19 protein-coding genes and 1 riboswitch are annotated in these 20,420 nt (G+C 68.4%); of the genes, 11 read left to right on the forward strand and 8 right to left on the reverse strand.

Annotated features, from left to right (window positions below; all coding sequences use genetic code 11):
* The first annotated feature begins 141 nt into the window (after positions 1 to 141).
* From VFB33_03945 to atpC, 8 genes are all read left to right on the forward strand, one after another.
* Positions 142 to 690 carry a polymer-forming cytoskeletal protein gene (locus tag VFB33_03945; protein ID HZO80824.1) on the forward strand — a complete coding sequence of 183 codons (549 nt, stop codon included), beginning with the start codon at positions 142 to 144 and terminating at the stop codon, positions 688 to 690.
* Positions 691 to 780: 90 nt separating this feature from the next.
* Positions 781 to 1,242: an ATP synthase F0 subunit B gene (locus VFB33_03950; protein HZO80825.1), complete on the forward strand. Its 462-nt coding sequence runs from the start codon at positions 781 to 783 to the stop codon at positions 1,240 to 1,242.
* 3 nt (positions 1,243 to 1,245) lie between these two features.
* Positions 1,246 to 1,830 carry a hypothetical protein gene (locus tag VFB33_03955; GenBank protein HZO80826.1) on the forward strand — a complete coding sequence of 195 codons (585 nt, stop codon included), beginning with the start codon at positions 1,246 to 1,248 and terminating at the stop codon, positions 1,828 to 1,830.
* Positions 1,827 to 2,363, forward strand: a complete 537-nt coding sequence (gene atpH, locus VFB33_03960; protein ID HZO80827.1) for an ATP synthase F1 subunit delta — start codon at positions 1,827 to 1,829, stop codon at positions 2,361 to 2,363. The genes VFB33_03955 and atpH overlap by 4 nt, the downstream gene beginning before the upstream one ends.
* A 21-nt stretch (positions 2,364 to 2,384) precedes the next feature.
* Positions 2,385 to 3,923: a F0F1 ATP synthase subunit alpha gene (gene atpA, locus VFB33_03965; GenBank protein HZO80828.1), complete on the forward strand. Its 1,539-nt coding sequence runs from the start codon at positions 2,385 to 2,387 to the stop codon at positions 3,921 to 3,923.
* 34 nt (positions 3,924 to 3,957) lie between these two features.
* Positions 3,958 to 4,830, forward strand: coding sequence for an ATP synthase F1 subunit gamma (gene atpG, locus VFB33_03970; GenBank protein ID HZO80829.1), 873 nt, complete (start codon positions 3,958 to 3,960; stop codon positions 4,828 to 4,830).
* A gap of 45 nt (positions 4,831 to 4,875) precedes the next feature.
* A complete protein-coding gene (gene atpD, locus VFB33_03975; GenBank protein ID HZO80830.1) occupies positions 4,876 to 6,303 on the forward strand; it encodes a F0F1 ATP synthase subunit beta in 1,428 nt (475 codons plus the stop codon).
* A gap of 29 nt (positions 6,304 to 6,332) precedes the next feature.
* Positions 6,333 to 6,752 (forward strand): ATP synthase F1 subunit epsilon, encoded by a 420-nt coding sequence (gene atpC / locus VFB33_03980; protein HZO80831.1) that lies wholly within the window; start codon positions 6,333 to 6,335, stop codon positions 6,750 to 6,752.
* A 131-nt stretch (positions 6,753 to 6,883) separates the two neighbouring features.
* Here atpC and aroA read toward each other — a convergent pair whose 3' ends face one another.
* Positions 6,884 to 8,155: a 3-phosphoshikimate 1-carboxyvinyltransferase gene (gene aroA / locus VFB33_03985; GenBank protein HZO80832.1), complete on the reverse strand. Its 1,272-nt coding sequence runs from the start codon at positions 8,153 to 8,155 to the stop codon at positions 6,884 to 6,886.
* A 61-nt stretch (positions 8,156 to 8,216) separates the two neighbouring features.
* The gene (locus tag VFB33_03990; protein HZO80833.1) at positions 8,217 to 9,179 is read right to left on the reverse strand and encodes a BMP family protein; all 963 of its coding nucleotides are present in this window, start codon (positions 9,177 to 9,179) and stop codon (positions 8,217 to 8,219) included.
* A 240-nt stretch (positions 9,180 to 9,419) separates the two neighbouring features.
* Here VFB33_03990 and VFB33_03995 point away from each other — a divergent pair, with 240 nt between their 5' ends.
* Positions 9,420 to 10,520: a lytic transglycosylase domain-containing protein gene (locus VFB33_03995; GenBank protein ID HZO80834.1), complete on the forward strand. Its 1,101-nt coding sequence runs from the start codon at positions 9,420 to 9,422 to the stop codon at positions 10,518 to 10,520.
* 29 nt (positions 10,521 to 10,549) lie between these two features.
* Here the strand turns inward: VFB33_03995 and VFB33_04000 are convergent, their stop codons facing one another.
* Positions 10,550 to 11,224 carry a glutathione S-transferase family protein gene (locus tag VFB33_04000; protein ID HZO80835.1) on the reverse strand — a complete coding sequence of 225 codons (675 nt, stop codon included), beginning with the start codon at positions 11,222 to 11,224 and terminating at the stop codon, positions 10,550 to 10,552.
* A gap of 105 nt (positions 11,225 to 11,329) precedes the next feature.
* On the opposite strand from VFB33_04000, the gene glnE reads away from it, so the two are divergent.
* Positions 11,330 to 14,290, forward strand: coding sequence for a bifunctional [glutamate--ammonia ligase]-adenylyl-L-tyrosine phosphorylase/[glutamate--ammonia-ligase] adenylyltransferase (gene glnE / locus VFB33_04005; protein ID HZO80836.1), 2,961 nt, complete (start codon positions 11,330 to 11,332; stop codon positions 14,288 to 14,290).
* 42 nt (positions 14,291 to 14,332) lie between these two features.
* Here glnE and VFB33_04010 read toward each other — a convergent pair whose 3' ends face one another.
* On the reverse strand, positions 14,333 to 16,183 hold the full coding sequence (locus VFB33_04010; protein HZO80837.1) for a TonB-dependent receptor: 1,851 nt from the start codon (positions 16,181 to 16,183) through the stop codon (positions 14,333 to 14,335).
* 370 nt (positions 16,184 to 16,553) lie between these two features.
* Positions 16,554 to 16,716: riboswitch (cobalamin riboswitch) on the reverse strand.
* Positions 16,717 to 16,809: 93 nt separating this feature from the next.
* Between VFB33_04010 and cobU the strand changes: the two genes are divergently transcribed.
* On the forward strand, positions 16,810 to 17,331 hold the full coding sequence (cobU, locus tag VFB33_04015; GenBank protein ID HZO80838.1) for a bifunctional adenosylcobinamide kinase/adenosylcobinamide-phosphate guanylyltransferase: 522 nt from the start codon (positions 16,810 to 16,812) through the stop codon (positions 17,329 to 17,331).
* 120 nt (positions 17,332 to 17,451) lie between these two features.
* On the opposite strand, the gene cobS is transcribed toward cobU, so the two are convergent.
* The 4 genes from cobS to VFB33_04035 all read right to left on the reverse strand — a co-directional run bounded on the left by cobS (position 17,452) and on the right by VFB33_04035 (position 20,417).
* Positions 17,452 to 18,225: an adenosylcobinamide-GDP ribazoletransferase gene (gene cobS, locus VFB33_04020; protein ID HZO80839.1), complete on the reverse strand. Its 774-nt coding sequence runs from the start codon at positions 18,223 to 18,225 to the stop codon at positions 17,452 to 17,454.
* Positions 18,222 to 19,334 (reverse strand): nicotinate-nucleotide--dimethylbenzimidazole phosphoribosyltransferase, encoded by a 1,113-nt coding sequence (cobT, locus tag VFB33_04025; GenBank protein HZO80840.1) that lies wholly within the window; start codon positions 19,332 to 19,334, stop codon positions 18,222 to 18,224. The genes cobS and cobT overlap by 4 nt, the downstream gene beginning before the upstream one ends.
* Before the next feature lie 114 nt (positions 19,335 to 19,448).
* The gene (gene tpx, locus VFB33_04030) at positions 19,449 to 19,973 is read right to left on the reverse strand and encodes a thiol peroxidase (GenBank protein ID HZO80841.1); all 525 of its coding nucleotides are present in this window, start codon (positions 19,971 to 19,973) and stop codon (positions 19,449 to 19,451) included.
* 57 nt (positions 19,974 to 20,030) lie between these two features.
* Complete coding sequence (locus tag VFB33_04035) at positions 20,031 to 20,417, reverse strand: hypothetical protein (protein HZO80842.1); 387 nt, start codon at positions 20,415 to 20,417, stop codon at positions 20,031 to 20,033.
* Positions 20,418 to 20,420: the final 3 nt, after the last annotated feature.

Below are 20,420 nucleotides of genomic sequence, written 5' to 3' on the forward strand. Positions count from 1 at the left end.
TTTCAGCAACTTTGAGCGTGACTGAAGGAAGCATCCGTACGCAAATTGACTCTGTCAATTGTATTGGCTATTAGCGAAGCCTAAACTTGAGCACGAGCGGTCCGTACGCGGGCCAGATCGCGCCCTAGTGGAGGGGTGGAAATGGCGCTTTTCACGAAAGAGCCGGAGAAGACCTTCAAGCCCGAGCCGTCGGTCAAGCCGCAGGTGCCCGCGCAGGCGGTGCCGGTGCCGCCTCCCGTTCCGCCTGAGGGCAGGGTTGTCGCGCCTCGTCACGCGACCCCGCCGGCGCTCGAGGCGCGCGCCTATCTCGACCAGGGCTCCAAGGTCAGCGGCAAGCTCACCTTCGAGGGACCGGCGCGCATCGACGGCCAGATCGACGGCGAGATCAGCGCTAAGGACAGCGTCATCATCGGCGAGAGTGCCGTGGTGACGGCGCAGATCAAGGCGGCCTCGGTGGTGGTGGCGGGCAAAGTCAGCGGTGACATCACCGCCAGCCAGCGCATCGAGATCCGCCCTTCGGCCAAGGTCCTGGGCAATCTAACCTCGCCGGTGCTGGTAGTGCACGAGGGCGCGGTGTTTGAGGGCCATTGCGCGATGCAGCCCGAGGGCGCGCGCGAAGATCGTAAGATCACCGTGTTTCCCAAGGAGGAGCGCATGGTGGCTCAGGCCGGAGGTCAGAAGCAGGCCTGAGCGCCCGATCCGGTTTCGACAAACTCGCCTCCGCCACTCTTGCCCGCCGGAACAGCACTATGAACCATCCCTTACGGGAGACGCCGTAATATGCACATTCCGCCCGACTGGGGAACCTTCTTCGCCCTGATTGTGTCCTTCCTGGTTTTCTGGTTTATATTCGATCGGCTTTTTTTCGGCCCTTTCCTCAGGTTGCTCGGCGAGCGCGAGCGCAAGCTCAAGGATCTCGGCGCGCGTGCCGAACAACTGCTTAAAGAGGAGAAAGCCGCCGGTGAGGAGCGCGAGCGCCAACTGGCGGTCGTAAGGCGCGAGGCGCTGGCCGCGCGCGACGCCGAGCGGCGACGGGCCGAAGCGGAAGCCGCACGTTTGATCGAGGAGGCCAAGGCGGAAGCCCATAGCGCGCTGGAGCGCGTCAGAGCCGGGATCGAGAGCGAACTGCGGGCGGGCGAACGCGAGATCGAGCAATTCAGCCGCGCCCTTGCCGTCGAACTCGCCTCACGCGTACTCGGCCGTCCGATTGACGGCTCCGCGCAGGGGACTCCCCACAACTAGGCCATGAAAGGATCTGCGATCGCGTTGGCCGGCGCCGCCGTAATGCTGCCGGCGGCGGCATGGTGCGCCGAGGGCGGCGCCGAGGCAGTGGGCGGCTCGTGGGGGGCGCTCGGCCTTTACGTCGTCAACTTCGTCCTTTTCATCCTGCTCATCCGATGGGTAGACCGCCGCTTCGGCGGCGCGACCCGCGGCTTTTTCGTTGGCCGCGCGCGCGCGATCAAGGAGACCTTCGCGCGCGCCGAGGCAGCGCTCAAGGACGCCGAGGCGCTGGCCAGTCGCGCGCGCGAGCGGATGGCGCGGCTGGAAGCTGACATGGCCCAGCTCCGCGCCGACCTCGACGGCGAGACCTCCTATGTGGTCGATCGCATCCGGCAAATGGCGCGCGAGACCGCCGAGCGCACCGTGCGCGACTCGCGGCTCACTGCGGAGGCCGCGATAGACGCAGCGCGCCGCCGCTTGCGCGAGACGCTGGCGGAGGCGACCGGACGTGTTGCGCGCGAGATGCTCGCGCGCAACTTCACGCCTGACGATCAAAGGCGGCTGCTCCAGAGCTTCCAGGCCCGCCTGAGCGAGGAGGCTCGACGGTGAGAGGGTCGAAGGTCGCCAAACGCTACGCCCGCGCGTTGCTTGGACTGTCCGAAGATCGCGGCCAGCTCGAAGCATGGGGCGCCGAGCTCGAACGGCTGGCGCGCGCCGCCGCCGCTCCCGAAATTGCGGGGTTGCTCGCCGCGCCGGATATAACGCACCAGGTGCGGATCGAGGCGATGAAGAAGATCGCCGAGCGGCTCGAGCTGAGCTATCCGTTGCAGTCGCTTGCGGTGGTGGTGGCGCGCCACGGACGCATCGCCGAGCTGCGCGCGATTTCCGACTCCTACCAGGCCCAGCTCGACGAGCTGATGGGACGTGCGCGCGCCACGCTCACCTTCGCCCGCCCGCCCGCCGACCACGACGTCGCGGCGGCGGTGAACGGACTGGAAGCGCTCGCGCGCAAGAAGATCATCCCCACGGTGAAGGTTGACGAATCCCTGCTCGGCGGCGTGGTGGCCGAGCTGGAGGGCAGAATTTACGACGGCAGCCTCGCCGCTCGGCTGGACGAGGCGCAGCGCCGGCTCGTCGGCTGAGCCGGCCCACATCAAACTGTCATGGCGGAAATCAGACCATCCGAAATCAGCGACATTCTACGGACTGAGATCAAAGGCTTCGAAGCCACGGTCGCGGTGCGCGAGACCGGCCGCGTGCTCTCCTGCGGCGACGGCATCGCCCGCATCTACGGCCTGCAAAACGCGGCCGCCGGCGAGCTGCTCGAGTTCCCCCACGGGATCTACGGGATGGTGTTGAATCTCGAGGAGGACAACGTCGGCGCGGCGCTGTTCGGCGAGCCCAACGCGATCCGCGAGGGCGACGAGGTCAAACGCACCGGCCGCATCGCTGAGGTCCCGGTAGGTGAGGCGATGCTCGGGCGGGTGGTCAACGCGCTGGGCCAGCCGATCGACGGTAAGGGACCGATCAAAGCCAGCGCCACCCGGCGCATCGAGATCAAGGCTCCCGGCATCATTCGCCGCCAGCCGGTCAAGGAGCCGCTCCAGACCGGAATCAAGGCCATCGACTCGATGCTTCAGATCGGGCGCGGCCAGCGCGAGCTTATCATCGGCGACCGCCAGACCGGCAAGACCGCGATCGCGCTCGACGCGATCATCAACCAGCGCGGCCAGAACGTGCAGTGCTTCTACGTCGCGATCGGGCAGAAGCGCTCGACCGTGGCCCAGGTGGTCGAGAAACTCAATCGCCACGGCGCGATGGAGTACACGACCGTCATCGCGGCGACCGCCTCGGAATCGGCCCCGCTCCAGTTCATCGCGCCCTACAGCGGTTGCACGATGGGCGAGTACTTCCGCGACAGCGGGCGCCACGCCCTGCTGGTGTACGACGATCTAACCAAGCACGCACAAGCCTATCGCCAGCTCTCACTGCTGCTGCGCCGTCCGCCGGGGCGCGAGGCCTACCCGGGCGACGTCTTCTACCTGCATTCGCGATTGCTCGAGCGCGCGGCCAAGATGAGCGACGCCGAGGGCGGCGGGTCGCTGACCGCGCTGCCTATCATCGAGACCCAGGCCGGCGACGTCTCGGCCTACGTCCCGACCAACGTGATTTCGATCACCGACGGCCAGATCGTACTCGACGCCGACCTCTTCTACTCGGGCATCCGGCCCGCCGTGAACGTGGGCCTCTCGGTCTCGCGCGTCGGTTTCTCGGCCGCGGTGCGCGCGATGAAGCAGGTCGGCGGCACGCTCAAGCTCGACCTTGCGCAGTACCGCGAGATGGCCGCCTTCGCGCAGTTCGGCTCCGACCTCGACCAGGCCAGCCAGCGCCTGCTCCATCGCGGCGAGCGGCTGACCGAGATGCTCAAGCAGAACCAGTACGAGCCGCTCTCGACCGAAAAGGAAGTACTGATTATCTTCGCTGCCAACGAGGGTTACTTCGACAAGCTCGCGGTCGCTCAGATCAAGGCCTTTGAGCACGGGCTCTACGCGTTCTTCGAAGCGCGCCACAAGGAGATCCTCGACGAGATCGCGACCAAGCGCGAGCTCTCGGACGACCTGCGCGGCCGGCTGCGCGCCGCGCTTGACCAGTACCAGCAGGCCTTCGGCTCGGCCGAGGGCGACGGCAAGGTCAGCGCCTGAGCCGGCGAAGCGCACGGTTGGCGAGTAGCAAACGATGGCGTCGCTGAAGGCAATCCGCCGGCGGATCGCGTCGGTCCGATCGACCCAGCAGATCACGCGCGCAATGAAGTTTGTCGCCGCCGCGCGCCTGCGCCGCGCGCAGGACGCGCTGCTCAGCGCGCGCCCCTACCATGAGACGCTGGTGCGAATCGCGGACAACCTTTTCGCCAGTGAACGCGCCGCGCTGGCGCCGGCCGAAGACGCGCAGCGCGAGGCGCTGATCACCGTGATCGGATCGGACCGCGGGCTGTGCGGCGGCTACAACGCAAACCTGGTGCGCAAGGCCGAGGAAGAGGCGGCGCGCGCGCGCGGCCAGGGGATGACAGTCAAGTTCAACGTGGTCGGGCGCAAGCCGCTCGATCATCTGCGCCGCGCCGGACATGCGATCGCGCACCAGAGCATCAACAATGCGCGCCTGGCGAATTTCGCGCTCGCCCAGGAGCTCGCCGCGCGCACGCTCGGCGCCTTCCGCGGCGGCGCGATCGTCGAGGCCGGGATCATCTACAGCCGCTTCCACTCCGCGCTCTCGCAGCGCCCGACCTTCGAACGCCTGCTGCCGATCGCCGAGCGCAAGAGCGAGGAGGCCACGGGCGCGATCGCCGCGCCGGCTGACTATCTGGTCGAGCCCAGCCGCGCCGAACTGGTGCCGGCGGTACTGCGCAGCTACCTGGAAGATTCGATCTTCCACGCTTTGCTCGAGGCCGAGGCCAGCGAGCAGGGCGCGCGGATGACCGCGATGGACAGCGCGACCAACAACGCCGCCGACATGATCGAGCGGCTGACGCTGGAGATGAACCGCGCGCGCCAGGCCTCGATCACCAAGGAGCTGATGGATATCGTCGGCGGCGCCGAGGCGCTCAGAGGCTAGCCGCGCGCCGCTTGCAAGGGCTATTCGTCGGGAAAATCGCGATCTATGAGTGACAAAGCAACAGGCCGGATTAGCCAGGTTCTGGGCAACGTGGTCGACGTCGAGTTCAGCAACGGCGCGCTGCCCGCCATCCTCAACGCCCTGCGCGTGACCAACCCCGCGCTTGGCGAGCGCGCGGAAAACCTCGTCCTCGAGGTCGCCCAGCACCTCGGCGAGAACACCGTGCGATGTATCGCGATGGATGCGACCGAGGGGCTGGTGCGCGGGATGCAAGTGCGCGACACCGGCGCTCCAATCACGGTGCCGGTGGGCCCCGAAACGCTCGGCCGGCTGATCAACGTGATCGGCGAGCCGGTTGACGAGGGCGCCCCGGTCAAGGGCCGGCAGCAGATGCCGATCCATCGCGAGCCGCCGGCCTTCGCCGAGCAGGGCATCGAGGTCGAGATCCTCGAGACCGGAATCAAGGTCGTTGACCTCATCTGCCCCTACGCGCGCGGCGGCAAGATCGGACTGTTCGGCGGCGCCGGCGTGGGCAAGACCGTCACCATCATGGAACTCATCAACAACGTCGCCAAGCAGCACGGCGGCGTATCGGTGTTCGCCGGCGTCGGCGAGCGCTCGCGCGAGGGCAACGACCTCTACCGCGAGCTCAAGGAATCGGGCGTACTCTCGAAGACCGCGCTGGTGTACGGACAGATGAACGAGCCGCCCGGCGCGCGCGCCCGCGTTGCGCTCACCGGCGTCACCGTCGCCGAGTACTTCCGCGACGAGGAGGGGCGCGACGTGCTCTTCTTCGTGGACAACATCTTCCGCTTCGTGCAGGCCAACTCCGAGGTTTCGGCGCTGCTCGGTCGGATGCCGAGCGCGGTCGGTTACCAGCCCACCCTGGGCACCGACCTCGGCGAGCTCGAAGAGCGCATCACCACCACCAAGAAGGGCGCGATCACTTCGGTCCAGGCGATCTTCGTCCCTGCCGACGACTACACCGACCCGGCGCCGGCGACGACCTTCTCCCATCTCGACGCGACCACCGCGCTTGACCGCAAGATCTTCGAGAAGGGCATCTTTCCGGCGGTGGATCCGCTGGCCTCGACCTCGCGCATCCTTGACCCCCAGGTCGTCGGCCAGGAGCACTACGACGTCGCCCGCCGGGTGCAGGCGATCCTCCAGCGCTACAAGGATCTCCAGGACATCATTGCGATCCTCGGGATGGACGAGCTCTCCGCCGAGGACAAGCTGACGGTCGCGCGCGCGCGCCGCGTCGAGCGTTTCCTGTCGCAGGCGATGCACGTGGCGGAGCCGTTTACCAGCATTCCGGGCACCTACGTCCCGCGCCAGGAAACCGTGCGCGGATTTGCCGAAATTCTCGACGGCAAGTGCGACGACCTGCCCGAGCAGGCCTTCTACCTCGTCGGCACCATCGATGACGCCCGCGCCAAGGCCGAACGGCTGGCGCGCGGCGAGGCGCGCTGAGCGCGCCGCGCGGAGCAGGGCGGTCCCGGATGGCGACGTTCTCCTTCAAGCTGGTCACGCCGACCGGCGTGGTGTTTGACGGTCCGGTGGAGCAGGTCAACGCGGTCGGCCCGCTGGGCGAGTTCGGCGTGCTCGCCGATCATACCAACTTCATTACCTCGCTGGCGCCGGGCCTGATGACGATTCGCACGGGCGACGGCCAATCGCTGGCGTACCTCGTGATGGGCGGGCTGGTCGAGATCAAGGACGGCGCGATGACGGCGCTCGCTTCGAGCGCCGAGCCGCCGGAAAAGGCGGCGCCCGCCGATCCCGCCGAGTTGCAGGCGGCCGAAGAACGACTCGCCGCAATGAGCGCGTACGATCCCGCCTATGATGAGGCGCAGCAGGCGGTGGCGATGCTGCGCGCGCGCCGCGTGGTCAGCGAGTCACGCACCGGCGCCTCGCACTAGCCGACCGCTGCTCCTGCTCCGTTCCTCTAGAACGGGCTCCTGCCCGCGTTATCCTTCCCAGTGACCTCTGCGGAGCGGGGAATCGCGCACGGCACTTTGATGCCGCGCGATTTGCCGGGCTTAAGTGTTGGTCAGAGCGCGGCAAGATCGCGGAAGAAATCCGGGTAGGTCTTGGATACGCACGCGGGATTCCTGATCCGGACGCCTTCGACCCTGAGCCCCGCCACCGCGAACGCCATCGCGATCCGATGGTCGTCGTAAGTCTCGACCACCGCGGGCTTAAGCCGCGACGGCTCGATCAGCATCCCGTCCTCGCATTCGTGGACGTTTGCGCCGAGGCGCGCGAGCTCGGTGGCGAGCGTGCGGATACGGTCGCTCTCGTGATGGCGGATGAAAGCGACGGCGCGGATGCGCGTTGGCGAGGAGCAGAAGGGCGCTATCGCGGCGAGGGTCGGCACCACGTCGGGCATCGCGTTCATCGCGACGTCAACCCCGTCGAGCTTGCCGGTGCCGCTTACCTCGACGCCCTCGGTGCTCCATCGCACCCGCGCGCCCATCCGTTGGAGCAGACGCACAAATTCGATATCGCCCTGGACCGAGTCGGCGCGCAGCCCTTCGAGCATGACCGTGCCGCCGACGAGCGCCGCCGCCGCCGCAAAGTAGCTGGCGCCCGAGGCGTCGGGCTCAATTTCGAAATCCTGTGCGGCATAGCGCTGCCGACCGGGCACGATTATCGTGCCGCCCTCGATCGCGCTGCGCGCGCCCCATCGCTCCATCAGCCTGAGCGTCATCGTGATGAATGGCCGCGCCGCCTCGCCGGCAACCTCGAGCCGCAGGCCGTCGGGCCACAGCGGCGCCGGCATCAGGAGCGCCGAGACGAATTGCGAGGAGACCGAGGCGTCGACGCGCGCCGCGCCCCCGCGCACGCCGCCGGCCGCCACTTCGATCACCACCGGCGGAGATCCGTTGTTCCGCTCCGCGCGCGCCTCAACGCCGAGCGTGTTCAACGCGTCGAGCAGCGGGCCGACCGGGCGCTCGCGCATCCGCGCATTGCCGTCCACCCTGAAGCGCCCGCGCCCCAGGGTCAGGAAGCCGAGCAGAAAGCGCATCGCGGTGCCCGCGCCGCCCACGTCGAGCTCGGCCCCGGCAGCCGGAATCGCACCGCCACGCCCCTCGACCACGATTCGCGAGGCCGCCTCGTCAATCGCGACTTCAAAGCCGAGCGTGCGCAGCGCCGCGGCCATCCGCCGCGTGTCGTCGTTGAGCCCGGCGGCGCGGAGCGTCGAGCGCCCGGACGCCATCGCGGCCAGGATGAGCGCGCGGTTGGTGATGCTTTTGGAACCGGGGACTCGGATCGAGGCGGAGATCGGGCGGTGCAGCGAGGTTATTTCGATTTCGTCCACGCTGCGCGGGAGCTTAGCTGCCGGCGTGGAGCCGACTCAAGCAGGGGCCGGCGCAAGGCGCTCATCGCGAGGCGAGCTTGACCGTACCCGCGATGATTTCCTGCTCGGCGCGTTTCGCCTGCGCGAGCGCCGCCGGAGGGATCTTCGGCAGCAGGCGCGGATTGTACACGACCCTGACCATCCCCTCGCGCATTCCGAATTCCAGCATCCCGGGCTTGAAAGTGCCGTCCTTGACCTCGGTCGCAACACGAAGGAAGGCTTGCGGGATGGCGGTAACCGCACTTGCCAGCACGACCGTCGGCGCGACCGCGTTCTGATCGCCATTGGCGCCGAAGGCGTAGACATGTCGGCTCTCGGCGGCGGCGAAGACGCCCAAGCCGGCCTCGTCGGCGTCGTGGAAAAGCACGTCGGCGCCGCGGCTTATCTGCGCGAGGGCCGCCTCCTTGGCCGCGCCGACGTCGTTGAAGCTGCCGACATAGCTAGTCAGCACCCGTCCGGAGGGACGGAGCGAAAGAAAGCCGCGCCGGAAGCCGTCAAAGGTCATCCGGATCGCGGGCAGTTCAATTCCCCCGATCGCGCCTGCCACGCCGGTCTTTGACACACCCGCCGCAAGCACGCCCTCGACATAGGCCGCTTCTTCGATTTTGAAGGTCAGCGAGGCGACGTTGGCGGACGAGCCGGCGCCCGAGGTGATGACGAAAATCGTATGCGGAAATGAGCGCGCGACCTTCAGCGCAGTGTCAGTGTACTCGAAACCGTGCGCGAAAATCAGGTTGAAGCCGCGGCCAGCGAAGTCGCGAAAGGCGTCCTCGAAATCGGCGGGCGAGGTCGTTTGCACCAAGGCGGTCTGAGCGCCGAGCTTCCCCCTGATCAGCCGGAGGCCAGCGAACGCCGACGCATTCCATCCGGCGTCGCTGACGGGCCCGGGCGTCAGCAGGGCGACGCGAAAGGCGGCGGATGCGCCGGAACCGGTCTTTTTCGACGGGCCGGAGCGGTTGCACGCGACCAGGACGAGGGACGCCACGGCCAGGACAACGACCCGACGATCAAGCGCCGGGCAGCGGATAAGCTTTTGACATTTCAAGGGTTCGCCATTTATACGCAACCGAAGCCATACGGCAGGCTTTTCGGCCATAATGTCAAAACATTGTGTTGACTACCAAAGCGCGCGGGATTATGCGATATTTATCGCTTCGGCGCGCGTCGCCCTGTTGCGGCGATTCGCCTGACGCTGTGGCGGAGGCTGAGTGCGGGAGGAAGCAGGATGCCGAGGGGAAGCAGGGGAGAGACTCGCCAGCATAGCTTGCGCACCGCCCTGACCTCGGCAGCCGTCGTGGCGGCGCTGCTCGCATTTGGCGCGCCCGTCCGCGCCGCCAATCAGCTCGAGCACAATCCCTTTCCGCGCCCCGCCGAGCTCGAACCCAACATCAACTTCTGGGTCAACACCTTTACCTACTGGGGTCAGCGCGACTTCGTCATCCACGACCGCGACCAGCTCTGGCGTGTCTACCAGGTCTTCCACATGCCCGGCCAAGGCGTGCCCGACCGCGAGGAGGTCGAGTGGGCCAACGCCTACCTTAAGGCCAAGTACACCGACATCCTGAACCGTCTTGCCAGCGGGCGTCCGGCGGTGGGCTACGAGGAGGAGCGCGTAGCGGCGATGTTCAAGGGCCAACCGCCGTCGACCTACGCCGCGGCCGCGCAGAACCTGCGCGTGCAGCAGGGCTTGCGCGAGCCGTTCCACGACGCGCTGCTGCGCTCGCGATACTACCGCCCGCGGATGGAACGCGTATTCGAGGCGATGGGCCTGCCGCCCGAGTTGGTAACGCTGGCGGCGGTTGAGTCGGGATTCTCCTCGCGCGCGCGCTCGAGCGCTGGCGCGGTCGGAATATGGCAATTCACCCGCGCGACGGGCCGCGAATTCATGCGGATCACGCGCTACCGCGACGACCGGCTCGATCCGGTGCGCTCGACCGAGGCGGCGGCGCGCCTGTTGCAGGCCAACTACGAAGCGCTCGGCAGCTGGCCGCTGGCGATCACTGCGTACGATTACGGCACGGCCGGGATGTCGCGAGCGGCGGCCGCGTACGGCAGCAACTTCGTGCGCATCATCGAGAAGTACGACGCGCCTCACTTCGGCTTCGCGGTCAAGAATTACTACGCCGAATTCCTTGCCGCCTTGCAGGTTAACAAATACCAGGACAAGTACTTTCCAGGGATCCAGCACGAGGAGGCGCCACCGCCGCGGCCCTCATCGCCGATCCTGCGCCGCGTAGTCCACCACGTGCGACGGCATCACGGCGCTCACCTGCACCGCGTCACCTATCATCACCGGGCACGCCGCCAAAAGCAGAACCGGACCTAGGCCGCGCGGAGCGCCACGCATCGGCGCGCTCAGCGCAATTCGCTTGCCTCGGCGACCTTGGTGCGCGGACTGACCGCGCGATAGCTCGGCCGGCGGCGCAGCTCGTCCAGGTAGCGCTGGACGCGCGGAAACTCCGCAAGCGGCAGGCGATCAACTTCGAGCACCATCGCCAGCACCATCATCGGCACATCCGCCATCGAAAAGCCGCCGCGAAGAAAGCCGCCGGCGGGGGCTTCGGCGAGCATGCGCTCGAGGTACGGCAGGTCGCGCTTGCGCAGCCCCTCGCGGCCCTGCTCCGTCCGCACGGTATCGCGCTTGTCTGGTTCGCTCCAGTACGCCATCCAGATCAGCGGCAGATTGCCGCCCAGCAGCGCCTCGTCAGCGAACTGCTCGAGCTCGCGCACCAGCGCCCGCGCGACCGGATCGTCGGGCAGCAGGCGTGGCGGTCCGTAGCGGTCGTCGAGGTACTCGTTGATCACTGTCGAGTCGTAAAGCACCAGGCCGTCGTCGTCGATATATGGCACCTTGCCGAGCGGATGGTGCGCGAGCATCTCCGGCGGCTTCTTCCACAGGTCGCCCGGCCGCAAATTCTCGATGCGGTACGCAAGGCGCTTCTCTTCCAGCACGATCTTGGTTTTGCTCGCGTGGGTCGAGCGCAGCGTGCCCCACGGATAGTCGCGCTCGGTCGTGTACAGAACGATCATCGGACCAGCCTCCGCGATGGGTCGTCCCGAGCCTAGCATCGCGCTCGTCGCAGGCGCCATCGCGGCGGCGCGGCGATAGGCGCCGCTCTGCTATTGTGATTTGCGATGTCCGAGCAAGTATCGCTGCCGCCCGAACTCGGCGGACTCGCCGCGCAACTGGCGCGCCTCCTCGGCGAGGCGGGGCTGGCCGCAGCCGCCGGCGCCGCGGTGGCCGCGCACGCGCCCGACGAGCGGCTTGCGCTGGCCGCGATGCTCAAGCTGGGCGAGGAGTCGCCCGCCGCCTTGCGCGAGGCGCTCGCCGATTCCGCGCTCGCCGCCGATTTGGCGCGATGCGTCGGTGGTTCGGAGGTAGTGGCGCAGGGGTTGGGCACGATGGGTCCCGGATGGCTGGAGTTCTTTCGCGCCGCGCGTGCCGCCTCGGCGCACTCGCTCGCCGCCGCGACGCACTTCAGCGCCAGCCCAAGCGCCGATCGGCGCGAGGCGGCGCGCCGGCTCGGCGAATTCAAGCGCCGGCTCTTCCTGCAAATCGCGATCGCCGATCTGACGCGCCGGCTCGACGTTGCCGCCACGATGGAGGCGATGTCGCGGCTGGCCGCCGAATGCGCCGGTGCTGCGCTCGAATGCGCCCGCTTGATCCTCGGAAAGCGGGCGCCGTTGGCGGGCCGGTTTTGCGTGCTCGCGATGGGCAAGCTGGGAGCGCGCGAGCTTAACCTCAGCTCTGACATCGACCTCATCTACGTCTTCGATGGCCCCGAGGGGGAGACCGAGGCGGCCACGCGGCTGGGCGAGGTGCTGACCGAGCTGCTGTCGGGCGAATGCTTTCGCGTCGACCTGCGGCTGCGTCCGGGCGGGCGCAACTCGCCGCTGGTCACATCCTTTCTGGGCGCGCTCGGCTTCTATCAGAACTTCGGCCAGACCTGGGAGCGCGCGGCGCTGTTGCGCGCGCGTCCGTTGGCCGGCGCGCTGGAGGTGGGCGAGCGGCTGCTCGGCGAGCTCGGCCATTGCGTGTATCGTCGCTTCCTTGACTTCGACACGTTGCGCCAGTTGCGCGCGATGAAGTATCAGATCGAGCGCGAGCTGCGCGCGCCCGACCTCGTCTCGCGCAACATCAAGCTCGGCTACGGCGGGATCCGCGAGCTCGAGTTCGTCGTCCAGGCGCTGATCTTGGTATGGGGCGGCCGCGACCCGCGCCTGCGTACCGTGCGCACGCTCGACGCGCTCGAGCGCCTGGGTGCGCTGGGCTATCTCGATGCCGCCCGCGCGCGCGAGCTGGCGGCCGCCTACCTGTTTCTGCGCGACGTCGAGCACAAGCTCCAGGTCGTGGCGGAGCGCCAGACCCATGTCCTGCCCGTGGACGAGGCCGCGCGGCGCGCTTTGGCGGCGCGGATGGGCTTCGGTAAGGACGCGGGCGCGCTCGCGCGTCTGGAGGCCGAGCTTGCGCGCCATCGCGAGCTGGTCGCGGCGCAGTTCCGCGAGATGCTCGGCGGGGCCGAAGATCGCGCGGGGCACGCCGCCTCGGAAGAGGCCGAGCGCGCATGGCGTGCGGCGCTTGATCCGCGCGCGGCGGCGCCGGCGCTGGCCGCGATGGGGTTTGCGCGGCCCGAGGAAAGCGCGGGCCATCTGATGCTGCTCGCGCGCGGCCCCGAGCATGCGCTCGCGATCGCCTCGCCGCGCCGGCGTGAGCTACTTGAACGGCTCGGGCCGTTGCTGCTCGACGAGATCCGCGGACTTGCCGATCCCGACCTTGCGCTGATGAACCTTGCCGCGTTCATCGCGGCGATCGGCGCGCGCACTTCCTTTTTGGATCTGCTCGAACAGCATCCCGCGACCCGCCGCGTGGTGCTGAGCCTGTTCGCTTCCAGCGCATACCTCTCGACCGTCTTCATCCGCCATCCCGACATGCTCGACACCCTGGTGCGCTCCGACCTCGCACGCCCGCGCCGCGCCCGCGAGGAGCTCGAGGAGGAGCTGCGCGGGCTGGTGGTGGCGAGCCCGGATCTCGAAAGCCGGCTCGACGCAATCCGCGCCTTTCGCCATCAGGAGTTTCTGCGCATCGCGATCGCCGACCTCGCGGGCGACCTCGACGCCGACGCCGTGCAGGCGGAGCTGGGCGTGCTGGCCGAAGTCGTGGCGCGGCGCGCGCTCGCGCTGGCGCGCGCGGAAGTCGGCGCGCACGTCGCGATCCCGTCCACGCTGGAGTTGGTGGCGGTCGCGATGGGCCGGCTGGGGGCGGGCGAGATGTCCTACAACTCCGACCTCGATCTGATTTTCGTCTATCACGACCGCGGCGAGGTCGCCGAGGGCAGCCGGGTCGCGGCGTCGAAGATCGTGCAGCGCATGATCGCGGTGCTCGAAGCGCGCACGCGCGAGGGCTACGCTTACAAGATCGATTTGCGGCTGCGCCCATCGGGCAATGCTGGCCCGCTGGTCGCCTCGCTCGACGGCTTCCGCGAGTACCATCGCACTAGCTCCGCCGTATGGGAGCGCCAGGCGCTGGTGCGCGCGCGGGTGATCGCGGGCGAGCCCGAGCTCGCCGCCGAGGTCGAGGCGGCGCGCCGCGAGTTCGTCTTCGGCCGCGGGCTGAACGCCGCCGAGGTGGGCGAAATCGCCACGATGCGCGCGCGGATCGAGCGCGAGCTCGGCGCCGACGGCCGCGACCGCATCAACATCAAGCAGGGCCGCGGCGGGCTGGTCGACGTCGAGTTTCTGACCCAGATGATGGCGCTGCGCTACGGGCATCGCTATCCCGAGCTGGCCTCGCGCGCGACGGTCGAGCTGATCCGCGGGATCGGCGCGTGCGGGCTGCTCGATCGTGCGGCGGCGGCGCAGCTCGAAACGGATTACCGCTTCCTCTCGCTTTTGGAGAACCGGCTGCGGATCGAGACCGACCAGCCCGCCTGGGCGTTCGCGATTGACACCGAGAGCCTGCGCCATCTGGCGCATCGGATGGGCTACGAAGGCGAGGGCGGGGCGGCGCGCCTGCTCGCTGAGGTCGAGTTCTGCCGCACGCGCATCCGCGCGATCTTCGACGAATGCTTCCGCATCGAGCAATCACGCGAAGGGTGAGCTCGCCGCGCGGCGCCCTCCGGCCTCGTGTTCCAGACCGAATCAGAAACTCAGCTTCACGCCGGCGACGAAGTTGACCGGCGGCGACGGGAAGCCCATCACCTCGGCGTAGTGGCGGTCGAGCAGGTTCATCACCCGCGCGTACACCTGCTCGTCGCGCAGACCTCCCCAGCGCAGTCCCGGATCGTAGCTGACCGTCAGATCGAAGCGGTTGTAGGCGGCGTGGTTCTGAATCGCCGAGGTCGTCGGGTTGATGTCGTCGCGATCGCCAACGAAGTAGTAGGCGAGATTGGCGGTGACCGCGTCGTCGGGGCGCCATAGCGCCTTGCGCGCGTATGCGAGCAGCGCGAAGGCCGAGTACTTGGGCACCCGGATCGGCCGGATGTTAGGCGCCGGCGCGACGTGGGTCTGGTCGAGGAACGTCAGGTTGCCGCTGAACTTGAGCCCGCGCGCAAGTTGGAGCGCGGGCACGAACTCCACTCCCTGCGTATCGACGCGGCCCGCGTTTTCCGCCTCCACGCACCCGGGAAACGTCGTGCACGGCGCGGCCACGATCAGCCCGTGCACGCGGCGCGAGAAGTAGGTAGCGGTGAGGCTCGCGGTCTCGCCGAAGCGTTTGGTGATCCCACCGTCGTACTCGCTGGAGATCTCCGGCCGCAGGTCGGGGTTGCCAAAATCGGGGAAGTACAGCTCGTTGAAGGCGGGCGCGCGGAAGCCCTCGCTGTAGCTGCCGCGCAGGGTCAGCCCCCAACGGTCGAGCGGGATCGCGACGGTCCACGCCGGGCTCATCTCTTCGCCGAACTGGCTGTTGCCGTCCACCCGCAGCCCGCCGGTCATCAGCAGCCAACCGTCGAACAGCCGCCCTTCCTGTTCCAAATACCCTGCGTACTCCTGGCGACGAGCGTGAAAGGCGGTGAAGAACTGCATCGGCGGCTCGGTGGTGTCGAAGAGATGAGCCGAGCGCACCCAGCGGTCCTTAAAGTCGAAGCCGGCGAGCGAGCGAAAGCCCTCGCCCCATCGGTAATGCAGCTCCATGTTGGTGCCGCGGGTTTCGTCCGGGATACGGTCGCGCTCGAAGTTCGGATTGGCGGGGTAGGGGGTGTCGTTGATGCGCTGATCGTTGCGCACGAAGAAGACGTTCATGCGCCCGTCGATCCGGTCGCTGAACCTGTGCGTGATCACGCCATTGTAGAGCATGAACTCGTTGCGCTCGTGCGCGTTGGGATCGACCGGGGTGAGAAAGTTGGAGAAATCCACCAGGCTGATGTTGGCGCGCATGTAGCGCGCAAAGCCGGTCAGCGTGGTGTCTTCGTCGAGATGGTAATCCAGACGCGCAACCCCGGCGAGGTTATCAAAGCTGTCGTTGCGCGGGCGGAAGCCGGAGGTCGAAAAGTACGAAAGCGAACCCGCATAGGCGAGCCGCCCCTCGGCCCCGTCCACGCTCAGCGCCTGGCGCTGGGTCGCGCGATTGCCGCCCTCGCCGTCGTAGGTCAGCTTAAGCGGCCCGCTGCCCTCGCGCGTGATGAAATTGACCACGCCGCCGATCGCTGAGGAGCCGTAGAGCGCGCCGCCCGCGCCGCGCACCACCTCGATCCGGTCGAGGCCGTCGTTGGTAAGGTCGGAAACGTCGAAGCCGCCGGTGGCGCCGCTGTTGACCGCTACACCGTCGATCAGGATAAGCGTCTGCGCGGCGGTCGAGCCGCGGATTGTGATGTCGGTCTGGCTGCCCGGCGAGCCGCTCTGGATCACCTGCACCCCGGGCACCTGACGCAGCGCGTCGCCCGCGGAGTTGATGTGCTGCTGCTGGATCTGCTGCGCGCCGACGACGCTGGCGGTAGTGCCGATGTCTTCCAGCGGCTGCTCCATCCGGGTCGCGGTCACGATGAAGACCATCCGGGGCAGCTTCTTGCGCTGCGGCTTGGATTTCGCCTGCGCGCCATGTGCCGCCGGCGCGGTCGGCGACGACGACGTGGGCTGCGAGGACTGGTTTGCAGGTGACGCCGGCGCAGCTTGCCTGGTGCGCTGCGCCGATTGCGTCGAAGCCGCCGGCGTCGCCGCGGCTTCGGCGCGCGCGCGGCGCGCTTTCGCTAGCGTCGCAAGAAGGAAAAGTGTCAGGACCGATCCGGCAACGAGCGCTCGTCTCATAGCCTCCCTCGAGCTATGCGCCCGCCTGCCTGCGCGCGGCGACGAGGCTCAAGAGCTACGGCTGGCTCCCTAAGCGGGAGTGACGAGGCGTCCCGAGCCGCTTTCCCCGCGGAAAGCAGACGGCGTGTATTCGCCCGGCCGGTCTCCTGGCTTGGGGATCGTCCGCGGACCCGCCTTCCCGCTCAAGCGGTGGCTTGGATGGGCCGTTGTCCCCCCGTACAGTTGCGGGGCAGCGCCGGACTCTAACCGGCTTCCCGGACACCGGGCGTGCAAGACTGATATGCTTTTGCGCGCGGACAGTCAATGAGCAGCCGGTCCGGCTGCGAAGGTCGAGCAAAGACGTTGGTAGATTGAACGGCGCACGAGAGGAGCGGATGGGAGCGGTCACACTGATCACGGGTGGGGCGCGCAGCGGCAAGAGCGCGCACGCGCTGGCGCTCGCCGAGGCATCGGGCGCGGCGCGCCGCTTCTTCGTAGCGACTGCCGAGCCGCTTGACGACGAGATGCGCGAGCGCATCGCGCATCATCGCGCGCACCGTCCGACCGCGTTCGCTACCGTCGAAGAGCCGATCGCGATCGCCGCGGCGCTAGTCGCGCTGGAGGGGCGCGCCGACCTGGTGATCATCGATTGTGTGACGCTCTGGATTTCCAACCTGATGCTCGCCGGGCGCAGCGACGATGCGATAGCGGCCGAAGCGCGCGCATTGGCCGACGTGCTGGCCGCCGCCGGGTTCGAGAGCCTCGTGGTGAGCGGCGAGGTCGGCGCCGGGATCGTCCCGGAGAACGCGACGGCGCGCCGCTTTCGCGACCTGCTCGGATGGGCGAATCAGGCGGTGGCGCAGGTGGCGCAGCGGGTCGTGCTGATGGTCGCGGGTTGCCCGCTGCGCGTGAAATAACCAAACCAGAATTCGGGCCTCCCTTCTTCTGGGGAGGACACACAGATCGCGCGCAGGCTTCAGCCTGCGCCACAGACAGAGGAACGCTGCGCTCCGAATCGAGCGGCGCGTTCCCTTGCATCAGCGCGCCGCCATCGCGAGCAGCGCGGCGAGTTCGACCAGCTCGCCCGCCGCCCCGATCAGATCGCCCGTCACTCCGCCGAGCCATCGCCGGTACGCCGCGCGCAGCGTCGCGGCCAGCGTAAGCGCGGCCGCGCACGCCGCCACCACCCGCCACGAAAGTATCGGCAGTGCGGCGAGCGCGACCGTGGCGCTGGCGAGCGCCAGATTGCGATCACCGCCGTCGCGCAGGATGGCGGTGCCCGCGCCCTCCGCGCGCAGGTATTCGATTCGCCAGCTCACCGCCGCCATCGCCCATCGCCCAAGCCCGGGCGCGATCCACAGTGCGGCCGCGCGGCGCGCCGCGCCGGCCTTGCAAATCGTCGCCAGTGCCACGATTTCGAGCGCGAGGAGGAGAACGATCGCGACCGCGCCGAAGCTGCCGATCCGGCTGTCGCGCATGACCGCGAGCGCGCGACGGCGATCCGCACGCGCGCCCAGTGCGTCGGCGGCGTCGGCGAGCGCGTCGAGATGGACCGCGCCAGTGAGCACGGTCAGCGAGAGCACCACGAGCGCTGCGGAGAGCATGTCGCCAAACAGCGGAAGCAAGACAAAATCTTCGACGAGCAGCACGCCCCCGATGACGAAACCCACCAGCGGGAACCATCCGAGCGAACCGGCAACCGCTTCAGGCTCGGCCGGAAAGCCCGCGAGCACCGGCAGGATAGTCAGGAAGCCCGCGGCGAGCCGCAGCTCGGCAAGCCATCCGGCGCCCCTCTCGCCGCGCAGCCTCATCCGATCTTTTCGGAAACTCCCGCGCTCTCGAACGTCGCCATCTCGCGGTAGAGCGCAAGCGCTGACTCTATAACGCTCATCGCCAGCGCGGCACCGGTGCCCTCACCCAGGCGCATCCCGAGATCGAGGATCGGCCGCACGCCCAGCCGCTCGAGCGCCAGCGCATGGCCGCCCTCGGCCGAGCGGTGACCGAAAAAGAGATGCGCGAGCAGGCCGGGACGCAGGCGTTCGGCCGCAGCCGCGGCGGCGGTGGCGATAAAGCCGTCAACCACGACCGGCACGCGCCGCGCCGCGCCGCCCAGGCATACGCCGGCCATCGCCGCGATCTCAAAGCCGCCGAGGGTGGCGAGCGTCGCGAGCGGATCGGCAAGCGCGGTGCGATGGAGTTCGAGCGCGCGCGCTATCACTTCGAGCTTGCGGCGCATCCCGGGGTTGTCGAGCCCCGTGCCGCGGCCGGCGAGATGCGCGGGTGCAAGACCGGTCGCGGCCGCGAGCAGCGCGGCCGCCGCGGTGCTGTTCGCGATTCCCATCTCGCCGATTCCGATGAGCGTCGCACCGGCGGCGGCTGCCGCGTGGGCGGTTTCAATCCCGGCCTCCAGCGCGGCGCGCGCCTGCTCGGGCGACATCGCGGGCTCACGCGCGACGTTGCGCGTTCCCGCGGCGATTCGCCGGTAAAGTACGCCCGGCAGCGCCTCGGCCGTCGTATCGATCGCGACGCCGACGTCGACGATCCACAGGTGGTAGCCCAAGCGGCGGGCGAGCACGCTTATCGCGGCGCCGCCGCGCGCGATATTGCGCAGCATCTCGCCCGTCACCGCCTGCGGATAGGCGCTGACCCCCTCCTCGGCGACGCCGTGGTCGGCGACGAAGACGGTGAGCGCGCCGCCGCCGAAGGCCGCCGTCGGGTCGCCGCGCACGGCGGCGTAGCGGCGCGCGATCGCCTCGAGATCGCCGAGGCTGCCGCGCGGTTTGGTAAGCGAATCGAGACGATGTGCGGCCTGGGCGGCCGCGGCCGCGTCGGGCGGCGCGATCGCGCCAATCGTCTGCTCCAGCAATCCCATTGCCTTCAAGTTACAGCGGCCGCCCGCGCCGAAGTCGCCGAACCGCACGAGCCCACCTACCGGCGACCCTGCCCCTCAGTACGCTGGAGCGGGCTTGGTTCCGGCTTGTTGGCATGCGGGCGTGCGCGGAAGCGGCGCGCGCCCGCACGCTGCTCGACGTGTCTAGGCGGCGGCCGCCTTGCGCGCTGCGTCCAGCGCGGCGTCGAAATTCGGCTGGTTGGCGACTTCCTTGACGTATTCCGCGTGGACGACGGTGTCGTTTTTGTCGAGCACGAAGACCGCGCGCCCAAGCAGGTGCAGCTCCTTTATCAGGTCGCCGTATTTCTGGCCGAATTCGGCTGCGCGCCAGTCGCTGGCCATCGTGACCTTGTCCACTCCCGCCGCGCCGCACCATCGCGCCTGCGCAAACGGCAGGTCCATCGAGATCGTCAGCACCGCCACGTCGCCCGGCAGCCTGGCGGCTTCCTCGTTGAAGCGGCGCGTCTCGGCATCGCATACGGGGGTATCGATCGACGGGATCGCGGCGATGATTTTGACCTTGCCCTTGAACTGATCGAGCGTCACCGGCGCCATCCCCTTGCCCACGGCGGTGAAGCTGGGCGCCTTCTGCCCGACCTTCAGCTCCGGACCAACCAGCGTCAGCGGATTGCCGCGCATCGTGACCGCGCCCTTGCGTTCTTCAGCCATCGTCAGTTCTCCCTTCCAGTGCCGGCCGCGGCGAGGCCTCGCGCGCGAACCGGCGTGCTAGCCCGGGTCGGCAGCTGCGTAACGGCGCCGGCGCTCCTGCTCGACAGCGTCGGCGTCCTCTTTTTTGGGACGCGGCGGCAGAAACCCGGGCGTGTAATCGGTCTGTTCCCATCGGCGGTCGCTCGGATCCCATACGTACGGCAGCTCGACGATCGTGCCCGGACGCGTGATCGTCTCGAAGGCACGCAGTGCGTCGCGGATGATCGCGCGCTGGCCCTCGCGGTCGTCCGGCTTGCCGGTCTGATGGCCGAGCGGGTAGTTGAGGAAAACCGCGCGCGGCGGATTGACGGCCTGGGTGATGTCGTAGGCCGAGGTCATGCAGAGCGTCGGGATTCCGGCGGCTTCGACTACGCGGGCGATCAGTCCAACGGACTGATGGCACACGGG

The sequence above is a fragment of the Candidatus Binataceae bacterium genome, from assembly GCA_035650475.1.
Taxonomy (GTDB): Bacteria; Desulfobacterota; Binatia; order Binatales; family Binataceae; genus JAKAVN01.